This window comes from Janthinobacterium sp. FT14W (genome assembly GCF_009208755.1).
GTDB classification, from domain to species: Bacteria; Pseudomonadota; Gammaproteobacteria; order Burkholderiales; family Burkholderiaceae_D; genus Janthinobacterium; species Janthinobacterium violaceinigrum.
Window position 1 is genome coordinate 100,370 of the sequence record NZ_WFLL01000010.1, and the last position, 19,436, is coordinate 119,805.

Below are 19,436 nucleotides of genomic sequence, written 5' to 3' on the forward strand. Positions count from 1 at the left end.
GGAGACGCCCTATGCAAGACATCAACATCGGCCTGATCGGCGCCGGCTACATGGGCAAAGCCCACACCATCGCCTATAAATCCGTGCGCAGCATCTTTCCCACTGCCCGCAACCCCGTCTGCGCATGCATCGCCACCAGCAGCGAAGAAGGCGCGGCCCGCAGCGCGCGGGAACTGGGCTGGAACAGCTCCACGGGCGACTGGCGCGCGCTGGTCAATGACCCCGCCATCGACGCCATCGTCGTCGCCACGCCGCCCGCCACGCACAAGGACATCGTGCTGGCGGCGCTGGCCCTGGGCAAGCCCGTGTTCTGCGAAAAGCCGCTGGGATTTTCCGCCGCCGAATCGCTGCAGCTGGCGCAGGCGGCGGAAGACGCGGGCGTGGCCAACATGGTCGGCTACAACTACATCCGCACGCCGGCCAGCCAGCTGGCGCGCCAGATCATTGCGTCCGGAGAAATCGGCGACATCATCCACGTCGCCGCCGAGCATGTGGAAGACTACCTGCACGATCCGCGCGCGCCCGCCTCGTGGCGCACGCGGGAGGCCACGGCAACGCGTGCCGGCGCGCTGGCCGACGTGGGTTCGCACCTGCTCAACCTGGCCCTGCGCCTGGGCGGCCCCGTCGACGCGCTGGTGGCCGACATGAATACCGTGCATGCGCGGCGCGACGGCCCGCACGGCATGGAAGCGGTGGACAACGACGACCAGGGGAATGTGCTGCTGCGCTTTGCCAGCGGCGCGCTGGGCGCGCTGACCTTCAGCCGCGTGGCGGCCGGGCGCAAGATGGGCTATACCTACCGCATCACGGGAACGAAAGGCGCGCTTGCGTTTGATCAGGAAAACCAGAACGAGCTGTGGCTGTACGACGCCAGCCGCCCCGCGCAGCGCCAGGGTTTCCAGCGCCTGCTGATGGGCCCCGCCCACCCCGACTACCTGGCATTCAGCCAGGGAACCGGGCACGGCACGGGCTACAACGAGCAGATCGTCATCGAGGCGCGCGATTTTCTGCAGGCGATCGCCGGCGGCCAGCCAGTCTGGCCCACCTTCCGCGACGGCTACGAGGTGGACCGGCTGGTCGACGCCGCGCTGCGCTCCGTGCAGGAGCGCAGCTGGATTACCATGCGCTGACAGCAGGAGCGTTGTCAGTACCCCAGGCCGTAACCGAACTTGTACAGCGGATGGGCCGTGTCATACGGCACGTCCGATTTCTGCACCTGCACTTCAGCCATCGACGATGGCAGCTCGAACGGCAGCTTGCCTTGCGGCTTGGCCTTGCCCGTCAGGACATCGAACAGCGCGCCGTCGCTCACGCCGAAGTTGGCGAGTATGGCGCTGGCCTTGTCCTGCACGTTGCCGAGGATGGCCGGGCGGTCCAGGTACACCGTCACCACCGTCTTCGGCGCATATTTGGCCGCGTTCTTGATGGCCTCGTAGTCGGCGTCGCCATCGACATAGTTCAGGCGCCCTTCATGCTGCATGCTGCCGAAGATGTAGTTCGGGTGCAGGATTTCATACGGCGCGGCCACGCGCAGCAGGGCCACATCCGCTTCCTGCGGCGTGGCGACCACCGTGTAGCCATACTGCTTCGCCACGGCCGCGTCGATGCCGTACAGGTAAACCTTCTTGACGGTGGCCGCCAGCGGCAAGGTCTTGTCCTTGTTTTCCAGCAGAACCAGCGAGCGGCGCTGGGCTTCCAGGCCCGCCTCGATGAAGTCCGCCTTGCCCACCGTGGTGGCCGCCTTGGCAGCATCGACAAACGGGTGCTCGAACAGGCCCTGCTTGAATTTCTGCACCAGGATGCGCCGCGCCGACGCGTTGATGCGCGCTTCCGTCAACTGACCCCGCTGCACGGCTTGCGTCAGATACGGCGCTTCCGTCACGCCGCCAAACTGGTCCATCCCCGCCGTGACGGCTTTCACATAGCGCTCGGCCTTGGTGGCGTCTTCCATGCCCCACGGCGTGCCGAAGCCGATGAACGACGGCGCCACGCCAGGCGGCGTGCCGTTGCGGCAGTTGGCGTCGCAGTCGGAAGTGATGCCCCAGTCGGACAGGATCACGCCTTCGAAGCCGTATTTGCCGCGCAGCAGATCCGTCAGCATGGTCTTGCTGAAACCGGCCGCCACCTGCTCCAGGGTGATGCCGTCGATAGTGATATTGCCGTCCGGCAGCGCATAGGTGGGCATGACGGAGGCCGCCTTGGCCGTGAAGGCGCCCTCGAACGGCTTGACGTGGTAGGCAAAGTTATTGCCCGGGTAAGTCATGTAGCGGCCATAGTAGTTATGGCCGTCGAAGCCCTCTTTCGTGGCGCCGTAGCCGACCCAGTGCTTGACGACAGCCACCACGCTGCCGTCATGCAGGCCCGTATTGCCATCCTGAAAGCCCTCGATATAGTGCTGCACCATGCGCTTGGCCAGGTCCGCATCTTCGCCAAACGTGCCGTTGATGCGCGACCAGCGCGGCTCCGTGGCCAGGTCCGCCTGCGGCGACAGCGCTTGCGTGATGCCGACGGCCAGGTATTCCTGGCGCGCGATGTCGCCGAAGCGGCGCACCAGCGCATCGTCGCCGATGGCGGCCAGGCCCAGGGTTTCCGGCCACTGCGAAAAACCCTTGGTACCGGCGCTGGCGCCCACCGTGTACTGGAAATGGTGGCGCGGGTCCGTGCTGATGGACACGGGAATGCCGTGGCGCGAGGTTTCGCTCAGCGCCTGCAGCTTGTTGTACTGGTCCGCCATATTCGCCGTGTCGCCCGCCATGCGGGTAATGAAGGTGTTGACGTACTGCTTGACGACCAGGTCCTGCAGCGCCGCCAGGTCATACGCGCCGCCCAGGCCGATGCCGGAAGGATCGGACACGGTGGGCGCCGTGCCATGCATCATCAAGCCGGCCTTTTCATCAAGGCTCATGCGCGACAGCAGGTCGTCGGCCCGCGCCTCGGCCGGCAGGCGCCAGTCTTCGTACGGATCGACCTTGCCGTTGCGGTTCATGTCCTTGAAGGTATAGCCGTCGGACTTGAGCTGGGCGTAGGTGGTGGCGCCGAACACGGGCTGCGTGTAGCCCTCGCTGCCGGTGTCGTTGCCGCAGGCGGCCAGGGCAAGCGTGGCGACGCAGCCGGCGACCACGCGGGCCATCGGTTTCAAAGTGCAATTCATCATTATCTCCAAGACTGTTTTTGTAGGTATCAAGGCGCGGCGGCAAGGCCGGCCGAAAACAATATAGCGTGAGAATGCGTGAGTTTCTTGACCGCGCAGCACGCGTTTTATACCCGCGAAAACAATTTTTGGTTAGGCGGCACGACAACCAACAATTTCCTACAAAGTGCTAATATTTGTGAAAAATTACTACAACAAGCAGGAGACACCCTTGCACAAACCCGACACGCGCACGGTTTCGAACCGGATTGCGCAGCAATGCGCACGCGCCTTGCAGGCCGATGGCCACGACCCCGCCGACTTCTTCCGGCAGACCGGCATCACGCCAGCGCAGCTGGACGAACCGGGCGGCCGCATCAACGCCGAGCGGCACCGCCGCATGACGGCCTACGCCCAGCAGCTGCCGCAGCACCGGGCCATTCTCGACATCGACGTGACGCACTGGTTCGCCCATTTTTCCGGCATCGCCCACGTCTGCTTCAACCGCCCCACCCTGCGCAGCGCGCTGCACGAACTGCTGCATTTGCGGGGATTGATCGGCGAATTCGATTTCATGCTGATGAGCGAAAACGGCACGCGCATCGAGATCGAATACCTGTCCGAATTCTGCCCCGCGGGCGGCGCCATGCAGGCGCTGGCCAATTTCCGCATGCTGTCGCTGGTGGCGCGCGCCTACGACGATGGCGCGGCCACCGCCTTCCATGCCGGCTTCCAGGGCAAGGCGCCGTGGTTCGCGCCCGCCATTGCCGAGTGCTTCGGCGCCGCCGCCACCTTTGCCCAGGGACGCAACACGCTGACGTTTGACGCACCGGCGCTGGACCGGCCCTTTGCCCAGTTCAACGCCATGCTGGCGCCGCACGCGCTGCGCCACGCGCAGGGGCAATTGCAGCAGCTGCAGGGGGCGCAGCTGTTTTCGGCCCGCGTCGAGCAAGCCATCATCGATTTATTGAGCCGGCAGGCGGACGCCGACGGCGCCGCGCTGCTGCCGGCCCTGTGCGACGGCCTGGCGATGAACCGCTGGACCTTGCAGCGCCAGCTGCAGCAGGAGCAGACCTCGTTCCGCGCGCTGGAACTGCGCGCCAAGAGCCGCGAATCGCGCCGGCTGCTGCGCGAAACGAGCATGAGCGTGGCGGAAATCGGCGACCGCCTGGGTTTTTCCTCGCAAAGCGCGTTCACCCGCTTCTTCAAGACCCAGTTCGAACTGCCGCCGGCGCGCTACCGGCACGACGTGCAGGGCAGTTCATCGGAATACGTTCAGACACAGGCCCTGCCATGACGATGATCGAAGCGCTGGCTGCGCCGATCGATGGCACGGCATTGCCAGTTGCGCAACTTTTCCCCATACTTCCACGCCCGACTATTCATCACCTTCGAACATGAGCATCAGCCTGCGCGCCGTCACCGCCGACAATTTTGACGTCATCAGCGAATTGCCCCTGCTGCCACAGCAACGCGATTATCTGGCCAGCAACGACTACTCCATCGCGCAGGCCAGCTTTTACCCCGCCACCATGCATACGCGCGCCGTATATTGCGATGAAGAGGTGATCGGTTTCCTGATGTTCGTCTCGCCGGACGATGAAGACCCGTCCGGCCACTACCGGATCTGGCGTTTCATGGTCGACCACCGGCGCCAGGGACAAGGCCATGGCAGGGCCGCCCTCGGCCTGGCGCTGGCGGAAATCCGCGCCCGGCCGGATGCGCGCAGCATCGAGATTTGCTACAAGCCCGGCAATACCAACGCGCAGCGATTCTATGCCAGCATGGGTTTCGTGGAAACAGGCATGGATGCCGATGGCTGTGACATGCTGACCGTCATCGACATAGCTTAATCGTCCGCGGGGAGCTGCTTCCCTGCCTTGGCATCGAACGCCAGCCGCGCCGCGTCGATGGCGTCGCGGTGGCCATGGGCCCAGGCGCCCAGCGCGCTGATGGGGACCAGGAGCGAGCGGCCCAGGTCCGTCAACGCGTAGTCGACGCGCGGCGGCACGGTGGGAAACACGGTGCGCGTCACGAGGCCGTCGCGTTCCAGCCCGCGCAGGGTCAGGGTCAGCATGCGCTGGGAGATGCCGCCGATCAGGCGGCGCATCTCGTTGAAGCGCTTGGTGCCATTGCCCAGCAGGATCACCACCATCACGCTCCATTTGTCGCCCACGCGCGTGAGGATGTCCGTGATGGGGCGGCAGGAATCGGCCACGCCCGCATGGCCGCCCTCGTCGCGCATGCGCCGCTCCAGCTCTGCCCCTTGCGCGGCGGCATCGCCAATAGTCACATCCGTGTGCCCCAGTGTGGAAAAAGTGCCTTCTTGTGCGTTCATTTGATAGTCACTATATTTAACTCGGTTACAAAAAAATACCACCCGATCATACCCCCCAAGAAGGCCCCCATGAACATCCTGCACATCGATTCCAGCATCCTCGGCGAGCATTCCATCAGCCGCCAGCTGTCCGCCGCCATCGTGGCCCGCCTGCAGGCGGCCGCGCCCGGCGCCGCCGTCCACTACCGCGACCTGGCGGCCCGGCCGCTGCCGCAATTCACGGCGGCTCCCAGCGCCAGCGACGGCGCGGCGCTGGCCGGCGCCCTGGAGCAGGTGCTGGCGGCCGACGTCATCGTCGTCGGCGCCCCCATGTACAACTTCGCCCTCCCCAGCCAGCTCAAATCGTGGCTGGACGCGCTGGCCGTGCCGGGCAAGACTTTCCAGTACGGCGCCAACGGCCCGGAAGGCTTGCTGGGCAGCAAGCGCGTGATCATCGCCTCGACGCGCGGCGGCTATTACGGCGCCGACACGCCGATGGCCAGCCTGGAGCACCAGGAAAGCCATCTGCGCGCCTTCCTCGGCTTCCTCGGCGTCACGCAAATCGACATCGTGCGCGCCGAAGGCGTCAAGGTCAGCGACGCCGCCAGGGCGCAGGCGTTGACGGCCGCGTTCGAGCAGATCGGGGCGCTGCAAGCCGCGTAGGGAGCGGCGGATTTTCTGGCTGCGGCGCAAACTGTTTCGGCGCAGCCAGACTGTGGGTGGCCGGCATGAAAGTCCAGGATGCGCTAAGCTGCATCCGCCCCATCACTACACAAGGACCACCATGACCCTGACCGTCGTCGCCACCATCGATGCCCAAGCCGACCATATCGACGCCGTGCGCGCCGCCCTGGCAGCCGTCGTGCCGCCCAGCCGCGCCGAAAGCGGCTGCCTGCGCTACGAGCTGCACCTCGACAACAAGATTCCCACCCGTTTCATCATGCTGGAAGAATGGACCGGCGAGGCGGCCCTGAGGGCACATGAAGCGACGCCCCATTTCCTGGCCCTGGTGGCCGCCACGGACGGCAAGGTCATCAAGATCGACGTGGCGGAGTTGAGCAAGCTGAAGTAACAGCCGGCGGCCCGTTCAAGCGCGCGGCCATCTTGGCAAGTTGCCATCTATAATGTGGCAACTTTTCTTTATGGCCATCATGACACCCTTTTTCCCGATACGCGGCGCCGCCGCGGCAGCCGCCCTTGCCCTGTGCACCGGCGCCTTTGCGCAAGCGCCCATGCCCAAGCTCGTGGGCGAATACAACCTGCTCTCGTCGACGACCGTGCCGCCCAGCAACTGGGGTTATTCCAAGGCCCGTGTTTCCATCAAGCAGCTCGATGATCATCATTTGCTGATCCTGCTTGCCTGCGAGTGGAGACGCGAGCCGAAGGCCGTCTGCGGCGACTATTTCTATGCCCAGTGGCGCGACGACGGCCTGTACCTGCAGGACATGAACACGTTTGCCATGCGCCTGTACTTCGATCCCGCCTCGCGCAAGCTCACCATCATCTCGCGCGGCGCCGACGCCAGGCAAAGCGTGCGGCACGAGGTGTTCGGCACGACGACCGCCCCGCTCACGGACCCCGCCCTGGTGCGGCGCATGAAGCGCGAGCAATCGAACGCCGACAGCAAGGAAAACCGCCGCGTGTTCGGCCCCTACACGAAGTGGGATTACCAGGAAAACCGCATCGAATTCCAGCGCCAGGACGTGACGACGCCGTGATGCCGGGCCGTATCCAGCCCATGCGCCGCCAGCTGCTGCGCCTCGCCGGCGCCCTGCTGTGCCCACCCGTGCTGGCGCGCGCAGCTGGCGGCGGCCTGACCCGCGCCGTGCGCCAGCGCATCGTGGCCACCCTCGACGCGCCCCTGCCGAAAATCCTCAATGTGCACCACCTGGCGCTGATACACGGCGTTTCAACATCGGCTGGACGCCCGTGGAAAGCGGCGCGCCCATGCTCAATCCTGCCTACCCGCTGGGCACGGGCGACACCCTGCAACTGGCCATGCAGGCCATCGCTGGCGCGGATGCGGCGCTGGCCGCGCAGCGCCTGATGGAAGCGGCGCAGCTGCTGCCCCGCTTCGTGCAGATGGCCGATCTGAAGCCGGGCAGCTATACCCACGGCAAGACGCCGTTCGTCCTGACGGCACAGCATCTGATGCTGCTGCGCCAGCAGTCGTGGCTGACGGTGGAAATGCTGGGCATGGGCAGTGCCGAGGATTACCTGGCCGAAGGCTATTGGCCCACCCCGTCCGTGGACGGCAAGCGGCCGTACGGCAACTTCACGAATTACCCGGTAGAAATGGCGCAAGCGCTGGGCCTGCCCGTGCGCCGCCAGGCGGATGGCAGCCTGGCCGTCACGCCAGCACTGGAAGCGGAACTGCAAGCGCTGCACCAGCAGACCATGCCCGCGCTGCAAGTGTTCGTGCGGCAGGCGGGGTTGAGGCGCAATACGCCCTAAATCCGAGACTGGAACGGGCGGCGGCACGGCTTACTGGCCGCACGCATCGAGTCCCCTGTTCAAGAAGCTCAACACGCTATCGGCCCTTTTGATCAGGCGGGCCATTTCAATCCAGCTGACCACCGCGCCGCCGGATTTTTTTTGTCGATGGTGCCGGCTTTCCACGTTAGCGCTATTGGTTACAGGTACTTCGCAAAGCACGAGGCCCGATGGCACCCCGCCTCTTCCCAGGTTCAGCCACTCACCACCAAATTGCCTCCCGGCATCTGCATCAAATGCCAGGGGGGCCGCATGCAGGGAAACGTAATATCCCGCTGGAAATTTACACTTCAAACGCTTGCTTTCAGCATAAGGCAAGGCCACGTTCAGGGACGCAAAGAGGTCTCTGGCCTGGCGCTCGCTTCGATGTTCCAGGAACACCAGGTACTTGAGACCCGCTTGGAGAGGAGAAGTCTCCACAGGCAGGAAAAACTGCACATCACCGTCCTGGCTGCCCTTCAATGCCTGCACGACTTTTGCCCGGTAGACAATGCCACAGGGTTTCCCATCCGTAGCATCCTCGTGCGGCACCACCGTCGCGGACACGACCGTCACCCGCGCCACCAGGGAAGAGCTCTCGACGACTTGAGCTAGCTCAATATAGCCCGTTGGCGAACCGACCTGGATCAATTCTTCCGCAGAGGAATCAAGCGCGCAACACAGCATCAACGGCAGCAGTTTTTTAAGCATGGAATGCTCCCTTGGGTCCTTTTAACCCTGCGGCACGGGCACGGGCACGGGCGCCGGCTGCGGCACTGGCGCAGGAACCGGTTCCGGCACTGCCTTGCCATGCGCTTCCTGCCCATCGGCCGCTTCGGCCGGCATGGCCAGCGGCGCCGGTGGCACGCCTTCCTGCAACAGATCGCCCGGTTCTTCCACCGGCTCATCCTGCGGCTCTTCGACGGGTTCCACGTGGCGCAGCGGTGGCGGCGGCTTGCCGCCGGGGAAGATGGCGTCGCGCGACAGCTTGCCCGTGTCCAGCGCAGTCTTGAAGAAGTCGCCCACCACCAGCACGGCGTTGTGGCCGCCCTGGCCCCAGTAATTGCTGCGCATGGTGACGCGCGCGTCATTGAAGCCGACCCAGGCGCCGCCCACCAGTTCCGGGTGCATCAGGATGAACCAGCCGTCCGCATTGTTTTGCGTGGTGCCGCTCTTGCCGGCCACGTCGGAGCGGATGCCGAAGCGGCTGCGGATGGCCGTGCCCGTACCGCGGTCGATCACGCCCCGCATCATGTCCGTCAGGGTGGCCGCCGACGCTGCCTGCATGGCCCTCTTGGGCTTGTCGTCGCCGAAACGGGCGATGGTCTTGCCTTCGCGGTCAGTGATGTGCGTGACGACGAAGGGCAGGCGCGCCTCGCCCTGGGCCGCGATGCTGGCGTAGGCGTTGACCATTTCCAGCAGGGTGACGGGACTGGTGCCCAGCGCCAGCGACGGCACTTTCTCCAGTTTGCTGTCGCGGATGCCCAGCGCCCGCGCCAGCTTGATGATCGGCGGCAAGCCGACATCCTGCATCACCTGCGCCGTGATCGTGTTTTTCGAGTACACGAGGCCGTCGCGCATGGTCATGTCGCGCCCCGTCGTGCCGCTCATGTCCGTCGGGCGCCATATCGTGCCGTCGGACGCCTTGATATCCATCACGGCATCGCGGTACACGTGGTCGGGGCTGAGCCCCTTTTCCAGCGCCGCGCCATACACGATGGGCTTGAAGGTGGAGCCGGGCTGGCGCGCCGCCTGCGAGACGTGGTCGAATTGTTCGCGCGCAAAGTCGCGGCTGCCCACCCAGGCGCGCACGGCGCCCGTGGCCGGGTCCATGGCGGCAAAGCCCGCTTCCAGCCGCGTCTTCGACTTGCGCAGGGCGGCCATGAAGGCGCGGTCGCCCTTCAGCTGCGCCAGCGCCGCCTCGGGCGTGCTGCCGGCGGCCGTCAGCTTGCGGTAGTCGCCCGACTCGCGCACGAAGGCGTCCAGCAGGGCCGGATGCGATTTCCAGAAATAATCGAAGGCCACGCTGCCCGCCTGCATGCCCGCATACATGCCCGTCGAGGTGGACGACGGCACGCCTGCGCGGCTCCATTCCACGTCGGCGATGGCCTGCAAGGCATTCGCCTGGCGCTCGACGGCGCGCTCGGCCGCCTGCTGCAAATCGTAGTCGAGCGTGGTGTGCACCACCAGCGCGTCCAGTTCCAGGTTGTAGTCGTTCTCGTCGGCCCAGTCGATCAGCCATTTGCGCACATAGGCCGTGAAATGGCTGTCCGACTGCGCCCGCTCGCTCTGGCGCTCGAAATGCAGGCGCAGCGGACGCTTGATCAGCTGCCTGTAGCGCGCTTCGTCGATGACGTCATGCTTGCGCATCTGGCCCAGCACCACATTGCGGCGCTGCAAAGAGCGTTCGGGATTGCCGACCGGATTGTAGTAATTCGTGCCCTTGAGCATGCCGACCAGGGTGGCGCTTTCCAGGATATCGAGGCGCGAGGCGGGCTTGTCGAAATAGGTGCGGGCCGCCATTTCGATGCCGTAGGTGTTGTACAGGAACGGCACCGTGTTCAGATACGCTTCCAGGATTTCCGTCTTGCTGTAGGTGGCCTCGATCTTCAGGGCCGTGATCAGCTCCTTCAGCTTGCGGTTCAGGCTGCGCGAGCGGCCGATTTCCTCGGGGAACATATTGCGCGCCAGCTGCTGCGTGATGGTGGAACCGCCCTGCGGGTTGCCGCCCGCCGTATGCACGATGGCGCCCGCCGTGCGGGTGAAATCGACGCCGTGGTGTTCGTAGAAGCGGTGGTCTTCCGTCGAGATCAGGGCGCTGATCACGTTCGGCGAAATCTGCTGCAGCGTCACGCGCTCCTGCAAGCCCTGGTCGAAACGGGCCAGTTCCTTGCCGTCCGCGCTGACCATGATGCTGGGCGCGGCCGCGCGCGCCTGGCGCAAGTCGTGGATGCTGGGCGTCAGGGGGATCAGCAGCAGCATGTACAGGATCAGCAGCGCCAGCAGGGCCAGAAACGACCACAGGCCCAGCACCAGCGCGCGCCGCACGGGCGGCAAGGTCATCAAATGCGCATGGCCGCGCCGGTACAGCGCCACCGCCCTCACCCACGCCAGGCCCGCCACGCGCAATGCCTGCGCGCGCGCCCATGTCCATGCCTGCCGTGCTTTTTCCTGAAACTGCTCCATGCCTGATGCCATGCTTGTAACCTTGTCTGATGCCGGATGATCCGTTTCAGCAAGTATATAGGGCGGGCAACAAAGCGGGCTGGAATTTACGGCAGGCAAGCATCCAGGCGGGCCAGGGGGACGCCCACGTACGCGCCCACGCAGCGCTCATCGCGCGTGTGGAAAGCGTCGGCCACTTGCAGCCAGCCGCAGTCGCAGACGACGGGGTCGACCTGCACCACGACGCCCAGCGCCAGGTAGCGCCAGCCATCGAGGCGCAACACGCCTTTTTCCCGGCCGGGATTGGCCTTGAACATCGCGTCCCAATCGTCCAGCTCGCTGGCTTGCGGCCACAGTGCGAGCCGCACTTGCGTGCCGGCGGCCAGTTGCCCGCCGCCGAACTCGTCCATCACGTGCAGGCGCTGGCCGTCCACCTCGATGACGGCTTCCAGGTAGTCGCCCTCGGTCGCGATGAAGGTGGCCGTGACGACCGAGTGCGTCACTTCTGCGCCTGCTCCAGCAGGGCCGGCAATTCCTTCAGCATGGCGTCGCGCGTGCGCAAGCCCGCCGACTGCTGGCCCTTCTGTTCGTCCTGCACCAGGCGCGCGAAGACGATCGACTTTTCCCCCTTGCTGGCCCAGCCCACGAACCAGCCATAGCCATGCGCTTCGTCAAAGCTGCCGTCCGCCTTGCGCGGGAAGGCCGCGCCCGTCTTGCCATGCACTTGCCAGCCGCCGACATCGGCCAGGCGCGTCAGACGCTGCGTTTCCTGCATCGCCTGTTTCGTCACGGGCAGCTGGTAATTGACCAGCTTGCGCAAAAAGCCCAGCTGTTCCAGCGGCGATATCTTCAGCGAAGAACTGATCCACGAGCGCTCCAGGCTATTGTCCTTGCCCTTGTCGCCCGACACATCGGCGTTGCCGTAGCCGAGCGCCCGCGTGTACTTCTGGAAGCGCTCGGCGCCCAGCGCCTGCGTGATCTGCTGCGAGTACCAGACGACGGAATACTGCATCCAGCGCGACGGGTCCGTATCCTGGCGCCACGCTTCGCCGCCCCAGTCCACATAACCCTGGCGGTAGGGCAAGAGAGGCTTGTGCTCATCCTTGAGGAAGCCCGCGTCGTAGCCCATCAGGCTGAGCGCGATCTTGAACGTGGATGCGGGAGTGACGCGGTCGATGCAATTACCCTCTTGCAGCAGGACGGCGCCCGTTTTGGCGTCGGCCATGGCGGTGCAGATGGTGGCAGCCTGGACATGCGAGGCGGCCAGCGTGGCGCCCGCCAAGCCGGCGAGGAACTGGAAGAATGCGCGATATTTCATGGGCCTCCGGGGTTGGGGGAGAGTAGGACAAAGCGAAATTGTACCGGGCGGCGCGGCGCGATGCCAGCGCTGATACGCGCCCGCCGCAGGCTAGCGCCCTGCCGGCCCGCCCGGCGGGCGCTCCCGCTTCAAATGCTCCTCTTCCAGCTCGTCCAGTCCCAGCTTTTCCTCGTCGATCAGCGCATGTTCGCGCCGTTCGCGCTCCAGCTCCTCTTCCACGCTGCCTTCGCCCGGCTCGTGCGCGATTTTCTCCGGCATGCTGTCGTCCTCCACCCTGGTTGACCGAAAAGTTCAGGCAAGCTTGCCCGCCTGCGCCACGGCATCGTGCGGATGCAAGCTTTCCATATGCCGCACGGTAACACACGCCTGCCCATAATGCGGCCCAAGCGGCGCCAGCGCCGCCTGCACGCGGCGGGCCGCGTCTTCCACGTACATCAGGTTAGCACCATTCAAGCGCGCGAACGCCTGTTCGTCGGCCCGTTTCACGGCCGTCTGCAGCGGCGTCGCCAGCGCGGCCTCGACCAGGTCGATCAGGGGAAACAGGTCCAGCTCCGCCTGCTCCGTCAATGGCACGGTGACCGTCGCCGTGCTGCGCTGGCTGTGCGGCGTGGCCAGGCTCGCATGCTCCTGCAGCCACTGGCGGGCGGCGCCGCCGTCGATGGGGCCAGTGCCGAACTGCGCCGCAAAGGCGTCGGCCAGCAGCTGCCGCGCCAGCGCCGCCGAGCACGGACAGGTCGACGAATAGCCGACCTCCACCGTCAGCGACAGGGCGAACCCCTGCGGCGAGCAGCTGGCCTGCAGACGCACGGGATACGATTTCCAGCCGGCCAGCCCTGGCGTCAACAGGGCCGGCTGGCGCCGCAGCAGGGGAAAGGCCAGCGCCAGGCGCGCCTGCGTGCTGCCGCAATCGGCGTGGCTGTCCACCATGCGCCGCAGCACGGCAGCCAGCGCGCCCGCATCGAGCGGCTGGGCGGCGGCAAATGCATCGAGCAGCAAATACAGGCGCGACATGTGGATGCCCTTGACGTGCGGGTCGGGCAAATCGACCTGCACGTCGGCCCAGGCATGCACTTGCTGGGCCTGCCCGCCCTCTTCCAGCCACAGCGGCAAGGCGATGCCCTGCATGCCCACCCATTCGAGCGGCAAGGGATTGCCCAGATGGGGACCGGCCGCCACGTCGGGCAGGGACAAGGAAAGGGGATCGCGCTTCATGCTGGACACTCCATATGCAAACAAGTTGCATATCATGGAGAAAAACAAACACAATTGCAAGTAACTTGCATTAAAACGGCGTGGCAATTTTGTCTGACGGCCTGTCACATGTCAGATAATGCAAAGATACAAATCCCCCCACTGGCGACCGCTTGCTGGCCATGCTGGCGGCGCTCGACAATCCGCACCGGCTGCGCATCATCGCGGCGCTGGCCAGCGGCGGGAGCAACTACGTCAGCCAGCTGGCGCGCGGCCTGGGCATCCGCCGTCCCCTGCTGCATTTGCGCCTGCCAAAGCTGGAACACGCGGGCCGGGTCACCAGCCAGCTGGAGCTGTCGCACGACGGCAAGGCCCTCAATTACTTCAAAGCCAGTCCCTTCGAATTGCTGCTGACGCCGGCCAGCATCGCCGCGGCCGCGTCCTCGCTCACTCCCAACCCGGATCAATCCTGAACTGTAGAGGTCAACATGTCTGAAAACATCTTTTTCGCCGCCTTCTTCTTCCCCTGCACTGCCGCCGTCATCATCTTCGCCTTCAAATATGCGTCCGGCATCGTACAGGCGCGCGCCCGGACGGCCTGGAAAAAATCCTCAAGGAAGTCGAGTAAGCCCCTTTCGCCATCCCCCACAAGCAGGAGAACGCGCCATGTCCACCGTGAATACCGTCTCGACCGCCCGCCTGTATGCGCTGCGCGCCATGTATCTGCTGGTCGTCCTGGGTCTCGGCAAAGTGCCGTGGCCCGGCATCGTCAGGCCGCGCCAGCCGTGGGAACTGGCGCGTGGCACGGTGAACTGCATGCTGGCCGCGTTCTCGCTGCTATGCCTGCCGGGCCTGCGCTATCCGCTGCGGATGCTGCCCGTGCTGCTGCGGGAAGCGCTGTGGAAGACCCTCCGGCTGCTGCTCGTGCCGCGGCCCCAGTGGCTGAACGGCCAGCTCGATCCCGCCACCGCGGCAACGGAGTTCGAATGTGGGTTCGTGCTGCTGCTCTACCTGGCCATTCCGTGGCGCTACGTGCATGCGCACTATCTTCTCAAGCGGGGAACGGCCAGGCGCCAGCTCAGGCAGCCTTGCGAAACGTCAGATTGATGCGCTGCGCGCCCAGCAGCGCGTGTGCGCCCTCTTTCAGGGGCGCCACGCCGTGGAAGCGCAGGCGGTCGGCGCCGCCCCACGCCACCACGTCGCCGTGCAGCAGCGCGATGCGCGCCGCCTTGTCGGCCCGCTGCGCCCCGCCGAATAAAAAAGTGGCGGGCAGGCCCAGCGAGACGGACACGATGGGCGCCGTGAAATCGCATTCGTCGCGGTCCTGGTGCAGGGCCATGCGCGCACCGGGCGCGTAGCGGTTGACGAGGCAGGCGTCGGGCGCGAAACCGGGATAGCCGGCCGCCAGCGCCGCCTCCTGCGCCAGGCGCAGGAACACGGGCGGCATGGGCGGCCAGGGCTGACCACTGACGGGATCGAGGCCCACGTAGCGGTAGCCGCGCGCGTCCGTGACCCAGCCCAGGGCGCCGCAATTGCTCATGGCAACGGACATGCGCAAGCCGCCCGGCGTGGCCATGTGGCGCAGGGGCGCCGCCAGCACGATGGCGTCCAGCGCCGGCAGCATCTCGTCCAGATATGGCAGGGCAAAACCGCGCAGCAGCACCGACGCCGCCGCGCCGGGCGCCAGCGGCGCCGGACCCAGCGGGGCGTAATCGTCATCGGCAAACAGGGACAGGTTCATGCCTTCTATTTTAGCCGCCGCGCAGAAAAAGCGCGCGCGCCGGCCCCAGGGTGCGCTACAGTAGCGCTTCCAGCCACTACCACCGACTACCACGATGGATCATTACGCCGATTTGCTGCAAACCCTGGCGCAACAGGAAGAATCCCTGCAATTCGAACGCTTCGACAACGACGCAGCGCTGGCCGTGGGCCTGTGGATCGTCGAGGAAGTGCGCAAGCGGGGCAAGGCCGTGACCGTCAACATCACGCGCAACGGCCACATCCTGTTCCATCACGCCATGACGGGCGCCACGGCGGACCAGGCGGACTGGATACGCCGCAAGAACAACACGGTGCAGCGCTTTTGCCGCAGTTCCTATTACATGGGCATTTCGTATAAAAGCCGCGGCAGCACCTTCGAAGACGTGAAATACCTCGACGACGTCGAATACGCGGGCCATGGCGGCGCCTTTCCCCTGCTGATACGCGGCGTGGGACTGGTCGGCACGGTGACCGTGTCCGGCCTGGCGCAGGCGGACGACCACGCGCTGGTGGTGGCCGCGCTGCAGGCGCAGCTGGATACTCAACTCGACAAATAGTCAGGCGGCCAGCGCCTGGCGCAGGGCGGCGCGCGCCAGCAAGCGCGTGGAATCGAGAGTCGGCAGCGGCGAATTGGCGTCGCTGATGATCAGCGGGATTTCCGTGCAGCCGAGGATGACGGCGTCGCAGCCCTGCTCGCGCAGGCCGGCGATGATGGCCTGGAAGCGCGCGACGCTGTCCTGTTTGACGATCCCCGGCACCAGCTCCTCCATGATGATGCGGTTGATCTCGCTGCGCTCGTCCTCGCCGGGCCGCGCGCAGGCGATGCCGCGCGCGGCCAGCCTGTCCGGATACACGGCGCTGTCGACCAGCCAGCGCGTGCCCGTCAGGCCGACGCGCTGGTAAGCGCGGGCGGCCGCCTCGCTGGCCACGACGTCCGCGATATGCAGCCAGGGCAGCGGCGAACGGGGCGCCATCAGCTCGAATGCCTGGTGGATGGTATTGTCGGGGCAGATAAGGAAGTCGGCGCCGGCGGCGGCCAGCTTGCGCGCCGACGCCAGCATCAGTTCGGCCACACCGGCCAGGTCGCCCGCGTCCAGGCACGCCACATAGCGCGCCAGCGGCGGCGTGTGCAGCGTCACTTCCGGATGTTGATACGCGCCCAGCGCATGCGCGCCCTCTTCGCAAATCGTGCGGTAGCACAGGGCCGCGCCTTCGGCCGAGCAGCCGACGATACCGATATGTCGAGTCATGCGAGCTTCCTTTTCAATCAAATGCGCTGGCCGCCGTCGATGGGAATTTCCGCGCCCGTGATGTACGAGGCGCGCTCGCTGCACAGGAATTCCACCAGGTCGGCCACTTCGGCCGTCGTGCCCAGGCGGCGCAGCGGGATTTGCGTGTCGACGATGTGCGAAGTGCCGGGCGACAGGATGGCCGTGTCGATCTCGCCCGGCGCGATGGCGTTCACGCGCACGTTCAGCGGCGCCATGTCGTTGGCCATTTCACGCGTCAGCGAGGCCAGCGCCGCCTTCGAGCTGGCGTAGGCGGAACCGGCGAACGGGTGCACGCGGTAGCCGGCGATCGAGCACAGGTTCACCACGGAGCCGTGCGCGTTCGACAATTCCTGCGCGAAGCCGCGCGTCAGCGCCAGCGGCGCAAAGAAATTCGTGTTGTACATTTCCTGCCAGGTCTGCATGTCGGTCGTCAGCGAATTGACGCGCGAACCGCCCGGCCCCTTCGGCGACACGCCCGCATTGTTCACCAGCGCATGCAGCTTGGAGTCGCCCAGCATGGGGCGCAGGGTGTCGACCATCTGCCCGATCTGGCTCAGGTCCGACAAATCCATGCACACATGCGTGTTGTGCTCCTGGCTGCGCGGGCAGCCGCCGGGAATCGGGCTGCGCGACACGGTGATGACGCGCCAGCCCAGGCTGCGGAAGCGTTCGGCCACGGCGTGGCCGATGCCGCGGCTGGCCCCCGTGACGATGGCGGTTTTCTGTTCGCTCGCGTGTTCAATGTTTGTCATGTTCATCCTTGTCCTGTTCTGCATGTTGTTCCGCGCCACCCGCGCCGTGCAGGCGCTCCTGGCGCATCACGTAGGCCAGCATCTGCGTCCCGCCGTCGAGAATGTCCTGCTCGATCGCGCGCCGCGCGGCCGCGCTGTCGCGCTGGCGCAGCGCGACGAGGATGGCGTGATGGTGGCCCACCCGCATGTCGGGCGAAAAGCTGGCGTAGCCGGCGGCGATCAGCGGCGCCGTCTGCATCCACAAGTGGTCGACGAAGCGCTTCAGGGTGGGCATGCCGGCCGCCTGCGCCAGGCCCAGGTGAAACGCCTGGTTGCATTGCAGGGCCGCCGCCAAGTCGTGCCGCGCGATGGCGTCTTCGTTCGCCTGCAGCAGGCGCTCCAGGTCGGCCAGGGTGGCGTCGTCGATGCGCTGCGCCGCTTCAAACGCGCCCAGTCCTTCCAGTTCCAGGCGCAGCGCGCGAATTTCCAGGTAGCGCGCCACGCTCAGCACGGGCACGCGGAAATCGCGCGGCGAGCGCAGCACGAGCGCCTCTTCCTGCACCAGCTGCAGCATGGCGTCGCGCACGGGCGTCACGCTGGTACCCAGCTGCAGCGCCAGCTCGCGGATGCGCAGCCGGTCGTTCGGCTGGAAGCGCCCGGCCGCCAGCGCATCGCGCAGCGTCGCGTACACGGACTTGCCCAGGTTGACGTGCACCAGGCTGTCCAGGGATGGGTTCATGGGTGGCTTGAGAGTCGGTAAATTATGATGCATCATACATCAATGCAAAAAACAGCGTTTTTCCCCGTGTGCGCGGGAGGCAGGAAACGCCGCAAGAACGTACAATCGGCAGCCACCGCATCGAAAGGACCGCACTTGAACTGGGATTATCCGCACGCCTACACCCTGCCCGTCACGCCCGAAGAGGCCGACATCGATGGCTTGCAGCACACCAACAACGCCGTCTACGTGCGCTGGTGCGAACATATCGGCTGGCACCATTCGGCCACCCTGGGACTGGATCTGGACGATTACCGGCGCCTGGACCGGGCCATGGCGATACGCCGCGGCGAGTACGACTACCTGCTGCCCACGCGGGCCGGCGAGGCGCTGACCCTGGCCACCTGGCTGTGCGCCAGCGACGGCCGCTCGAGCATGGAACGGCGCTTCCAGCTGGTCCGCGACAGCGACGGCGCCACCGTCGTGCGCGGACGCTGGGAATTGATCTGCATCGAATTGAGCAGCGGACGCGCGCGCCGCTTGCCGGCGGAATTTCTGGCCGTGTACGAACCGGCCATCGTCGCGGCGCGCCAGCCGGCGCAGGACTAGGCCGGCAGGCGCGCCGGTTCCAGCGCAATCAGCGCCAGCAGGATCACCAGCGGCACGGCCAGCGCGGCGAAGCCCACGGCCAGGTAGGCAAAGGCGGCCAGGATGGCGCCCGCGGCAAAGCCCAGCAGGGGCCAGAAGAATTTGACGCAGCGTTCGCGCGTGGCGCCGTCGGCCGCGCCGCGCAGCACGTCGACCGTATCGATCACCACTTGCGTGACATTGCCCGTCATCATGGACGTGGGCGCCAGGTGGGCCAGCAGCAGCCGGCTGATGGCGCTGTGCGCGCCCATGGCCGCCGCGCCGAACAGGCCGGCCGCCATGGCCAGCGCGCCCGGTTCGGGCCCCAGCGGTTCGGCCAGCACGCCAAACACCATGAAACCGAGCAGCAACACCAGTTCCAGCAGCAGCGTCAGGCGCAGCGCCGGTCCGCCGCGGCGTTCGGCCGCCACGCTGAGCAGCCGCGCCGCCGCCACGCCCACGATAAACGCGGGAAACGCCAGCAGCTTGAGGGCGATCGAGGCATGCGTGGCGTTGGCCAGCGCCGCGCCGATCAGCACGAAGTTGCCCGTCACATGGGCCGTGAACAGGCCAAACAGGGCGACAAAGCCCAGGGTATCGACATAGCCGGCCAAAAAGCCCAGGCTGATGCCCTGCGAACGGCTGCGCTGCGCAACATTCATACGTTCTCCTTGAATTTGCCGCCATCATACCAAGCAGGCGCTGCGGACGGCAGGGGTTTTGCGCGCCGTTCAG

General features: G+C 66.0%; 25 protein-coding genes. 12 read left to right on the forward strand and 13 right to left on the reverse strand.

Going from position 1 to position 19,436, the window contains the following annotated elements; all coding sequences use genetic code 11:
• Positions 1-11: 11 nt before the first annotated feature.
• Complete coding sequence (locus GCN74_RS09680; protein WP_152256472.1) at positions 12-1,130, forward strand: Gfo/Idh/MocA family protein; 1,119 nt, start codon at positions 12-14, stop codon at positions 1,128-1,130.
• Between the two features lie 14 nt (positions 1,131-1,144).
• Here GCN74_RS09680 and GCN74_RS09685 read toward each other — a convergent pair whose 3' ends face one another.
• Positions 1,145-3,151, reverse strand: a complete 2,007-nt coding sequence (locus GCN74_RS09685) for a glycoside hydrolase family 3 protein (protein ID WP_226938965.1) — start codon at positions 3,149-3,151, stop codon at positions 1,145-1,147.
• Between the two features lie 211 nt (positions 3,152-3,362).
• On the opposite strand from GCN74_RS09685, the gene GCN74_RS09690 reads away from it, so the two are divergent.
• Together GCN74_RS09690 and GCN74_RS09695 are read left to right on the forward strand one after the other, a co-directional pair.
• On the forward strand, positions 3,363-4,427 hold the full coding sequence (locus tag GCN74_RS09690; RefSeq protein WP_152256473.1) for a helix-turn-helix transcriptional regulator: 1,065 nt from the start codon (positions 3,363-3,365) through the stop codon (positions 4,425-4,427).
• A gap of 100 nt (positions 4,428-4,527) precedes the next feature.
• A complete protein-coding gene (locus GCN74_RS09695) occupies positions 4,528-4,983 on the forward strand; it encodes a GNAT family N-acetyltransferase (RefSeq protein WP_152256474.1) in 456 nt (151 codons plus the stop codon).
• Here GCN74_RS09695 and GCN74_RS09700 read toward each other — a convergent pair.
• A complete protein-coding gene (locus GCN74_RS09700; protein ID WP_152256520.1) occupies positions 4,980-5,375 on the reverse strand; it encodes a winged helix-turn-helix transcriptional regulator in 396 nt (131 codons plus the stop codon). The two genes, GCN74_RS09695 and GCN74_RS09700, sit on opposite strands and share 4 nt — an antisense overlap.
• Before the next feature lie 162 nt (positions 5,376-5,537).
• On the opposite strand from GCN74_RS09700, the gene GCN74_RS09705 reads away from it, so the two are divergent.
• The 5 genes from GCN74_RS09705 (at position 5,538) to GCN74_RS09725 (ending at position 7,901) form a co-directional block, all read left to right on the forward strand.
• The gene (locus GCN74_RS09705) at positions 5,538-6,110 is read left to right on the forward strand and encodes an FMN-dependent NADH-azoreductase (protein ID WP_152256475.1); all 573 of its coding nucleotides are present in this window, start codon (positions 5,538-5,540) and stop codon (positions 6,108-6,110) included.
• A 121-nt stretch (positions 6,111-6,231) separates the two neighbouring features.
• Positions 6,232-6,519 (forward strand): putative quinol monooxygenase, encoded by a 288-nt coding sequence (locus tag GCN74_RS09710; protein ID WP_152256476.1) that lies wholly within the window; start codon positions 6,232-6,234, stop codon positions 6,517-6,519.
• Between the two features lie 79 nt (positions 6,520-6,598).
• Entirely contained in the window at positions 6,599-7,165 is a 567-nt protein-coding gene (locus GCN74_RS09715) for a hypothetical protein (RefSeq protein WP_152256477.1), read from the forward strand.
• Complete coding sequence (locus GCN74_RS09720; RefSeq protein ID WP_152256478.1) at positions 7,165-7,494, forward strand: hypothetical protein; 330 nt, start codon at positions 7,165-7,167, stop codon at positions 7,492-7,494. Before GCN74_RS09715 ends, GCN74_RS09720 begins: the two co-directional genes overlap by 1 nt.
• Positions 7,395-7,901 (forward strand): hypothetical protein, encoded by a 507-nt coding sequence (locus GCN74_RS09725; protein WP_152256479.1) that lies wholly within the window; start codon positions 7,395-7,397, stop codon positions 7,899-7,901. The genes GCN74_RS09720 and GCN74_RS09725 overlap by 100 nt, the downstream gene beginning before the upstream one ends.
• Before the next feature lie 30 nt (positions 7,902-7,931).
• On the opposite strand, the gene GCN74_RS09730 is transcribed toward GCN74_RS09725, so the two are convergent.
• From GCN74_RS09730 to folE2, 6 genes are all read right to left on the reverse strand, one after another.
• The gene (locus GCN74_RS09730) at positions 7,932-8,630 is read right to left on the reverse strand and encodes a hypothetical protein (RefSeq protein WP_152256480.1); all 699 of its coding nucleotides are present in this window, start codon (positions 8,628-8,630) and stop codon (positions 7,932-7,934) included.
• 21 nt (positions 8,631-8,651) lie between these two features.
• Complete coding sequence (locus GCN74_RS09735) at positions 8,652-11,117, reverse strand: penicillin-binding protein 1A (protein WP_152256481.1); 2,466 nt, start codon at positions 11,115-11,117, stop codon at positions 8,652-8,654.
• Between the two features lie 74 nt (positions 11,118-11,191).
• Complete coding sequence (locus GCN74_RS28710) at positions 11,192-11,587, reverse strand: hypothetical protein (protein WP_193317029.1); 396 nt, start codon at positions 11,585-11,587, stop codon at positions 11,192-11,194.
• Positions 11,584-12,402, reverse strand: a complete 819-nt coding sequence (gene blaOXA, locus GCN74_RS09745) for a class D beta-lactamase (RefSeq protein WP_152256482.1) — start codon at positions 12,400-12,402, stop codon at positions 11,584-11,586. The genes GCN74_RS28710 and blaOXA overlap by 4 nt, the downstream gene beginning before the upstream one ends.
• A gap of 90 nt (positions 12,403-12,492) precedes the next feature.
• Complete coding sequence (locus GCN74_RS28715; RefSeq protein WP_193317030.1) at positions 12,493-12,660, reverse strand: hypothetical protein; 168 nt, start codon at positions 12,658-12,660, stop codon at positions 12,493-12,495.
• Positions 12,661-12,693: 33 nt separating this feature from the next.
• Entirely contained in the window at positions 12,694-13,614 is a 921-nt protein-coding gene (gene folE2 / locus GCN74_RS09750; RefSeq protein WP_226938966.1) for a GTP cyclohydrolase FolE2, read from the reverse strand.
• Between the two features lie 161 nt (positions 13,615-13,775).
• Here folE2 and GCN74_RS09755 point away from each other — a divergent pair, with 161 nt between their 5' ends.
• Together GCN74_RS09755 and GCN74_RS09760 are read left to right on the forward strand one after the other, a co-directional pair.
• Positions 13,776-14,066 carry an ArsR/SmtB family transcription factor gene (locus GCN74_RS09755; protein ID WP_152256522.1) on the forward strand — a complete coding sequence of 97 codons (291 nt, stop codon included), beginning with the start codon at positions 13,776-13,778 and terminating at the stop codon, positions 14,064-14,066.
• Positions 14,067-14,259: 193 nt separating this feature from the next.
• Positions 14,260-14,700, forward strand: coding sequence for a hypothetical protein (locus GCN74_RS09760; RefSeq protein ID WP_152256484.1), 441 nt, complete (start codon positions 14,260-14,262; stop codon positions 14,698-14,700).
• Here the strand turns inward: GCN74_RS09760 and alkB are convergent.
• A complete protein-coding gene (gene alkB, locus GCN74_RS09765; RefSeq protein ID WP_152256485.1) occupies positions 14,672-15,334 on the reverse strand; it encodes a DNA oxidative demethylase AlkB in 663 nt (220 codons plus the stop codon). The genes GCN74_RS09760 and alkB overlap by 29 nt on opposite strands.
• Positions 15,335-15,428: 94 nt before the next feature.
• Here alkB and GCN74_RS09770 point away from each other — a divergent pair, with 94 nt between their 5' ends.
• On the forward strand, positions 15,429-15,911 hold the full coding sequence (locus GCN74_RS09770) for a heme-degrading domain-containing protein (protein ID WP_152256486.1): 483 nt from the start codon (positions 15,429-15,431) through the stop codon (positions 15,909-15,911).
• On the opposite strand, the gene GCN74_RS09775 is transcribed toward GCN74_RS09770, so the two are convergent.
• Genes GCN74_RS09775 through GCN74_RS09785 form a run of 3 tightly spaced genes read right to left on the reverse strand, consistent with a single transcriptional unit; the run spans position 15,912 to position 18,095 of the window.
• A complete protein-coding gene (locus GCN74_RS09775; RefSeq protein WP_152256487.1) occupies positions 15,912-16,604 on the reverse strand; it encodes an aspartate/glutamate racemase family protein in 693 nt (230 codons plus the stop codon).
• Positions 16,605-16,621: 17 nt separating this feature from the next.
• A complete protein-coding gene (locus GCN74_RS09780; protein ID WP_152256488.1) occupies positions 16,622-17,377 on the reverse strand; it encodes an SDR family NAD(P)-dependent oxidoreductase in 756 nt (251 codons plus the stop codon).
• Entirely contained in the window at positions 17,364-18,095 is a 732-nt protein-coding gene (locus tag GCN74_RS09785; protein WP_152256489.1) for a GntR family transcriptional regulator, read from the reverse strand. The genes GCN74_RS09780 and GCN74_RS09785 overlap by 14 nt, the downstream gene beginning before the upstream one ends.
• Positions 18,096-18,230: 135 nt before the next feature.
• On the opposite strand from GCN74_RS09785, the gene GCN74_RS09790 reads away from it, so the two are divergent.
• Complete coding sequence (locus GCN74_RS09790) at positions 18,231-18,683, forward strand: acyl-CoA thioesterase (RefSeq protein ID WP_226938967.1); 453 nt, start codon at positions 18,231-18,233, stop codon at positions 18,681-18,683.
• Here GCN74_RS09790 and GCN74_RS09795 read toward each other — a convergent pair.
• Positions 18,680-19,363 (reverse strand): YoaK family protein, encoded by a 684-nt coding sequence (locus GCN74_RS09795; RefSeq protein WP_152256491.1) that lies wholly within the window; start codon positions 19,361-19,363, stop codon positions 18,680-18,682. The genes GCN74_RS09790 and GCN74_RS09795 overlap by 4 nt on opposite strands.
• Positions 19,364-19,436 lie beyond the last annotated feature (73 nt).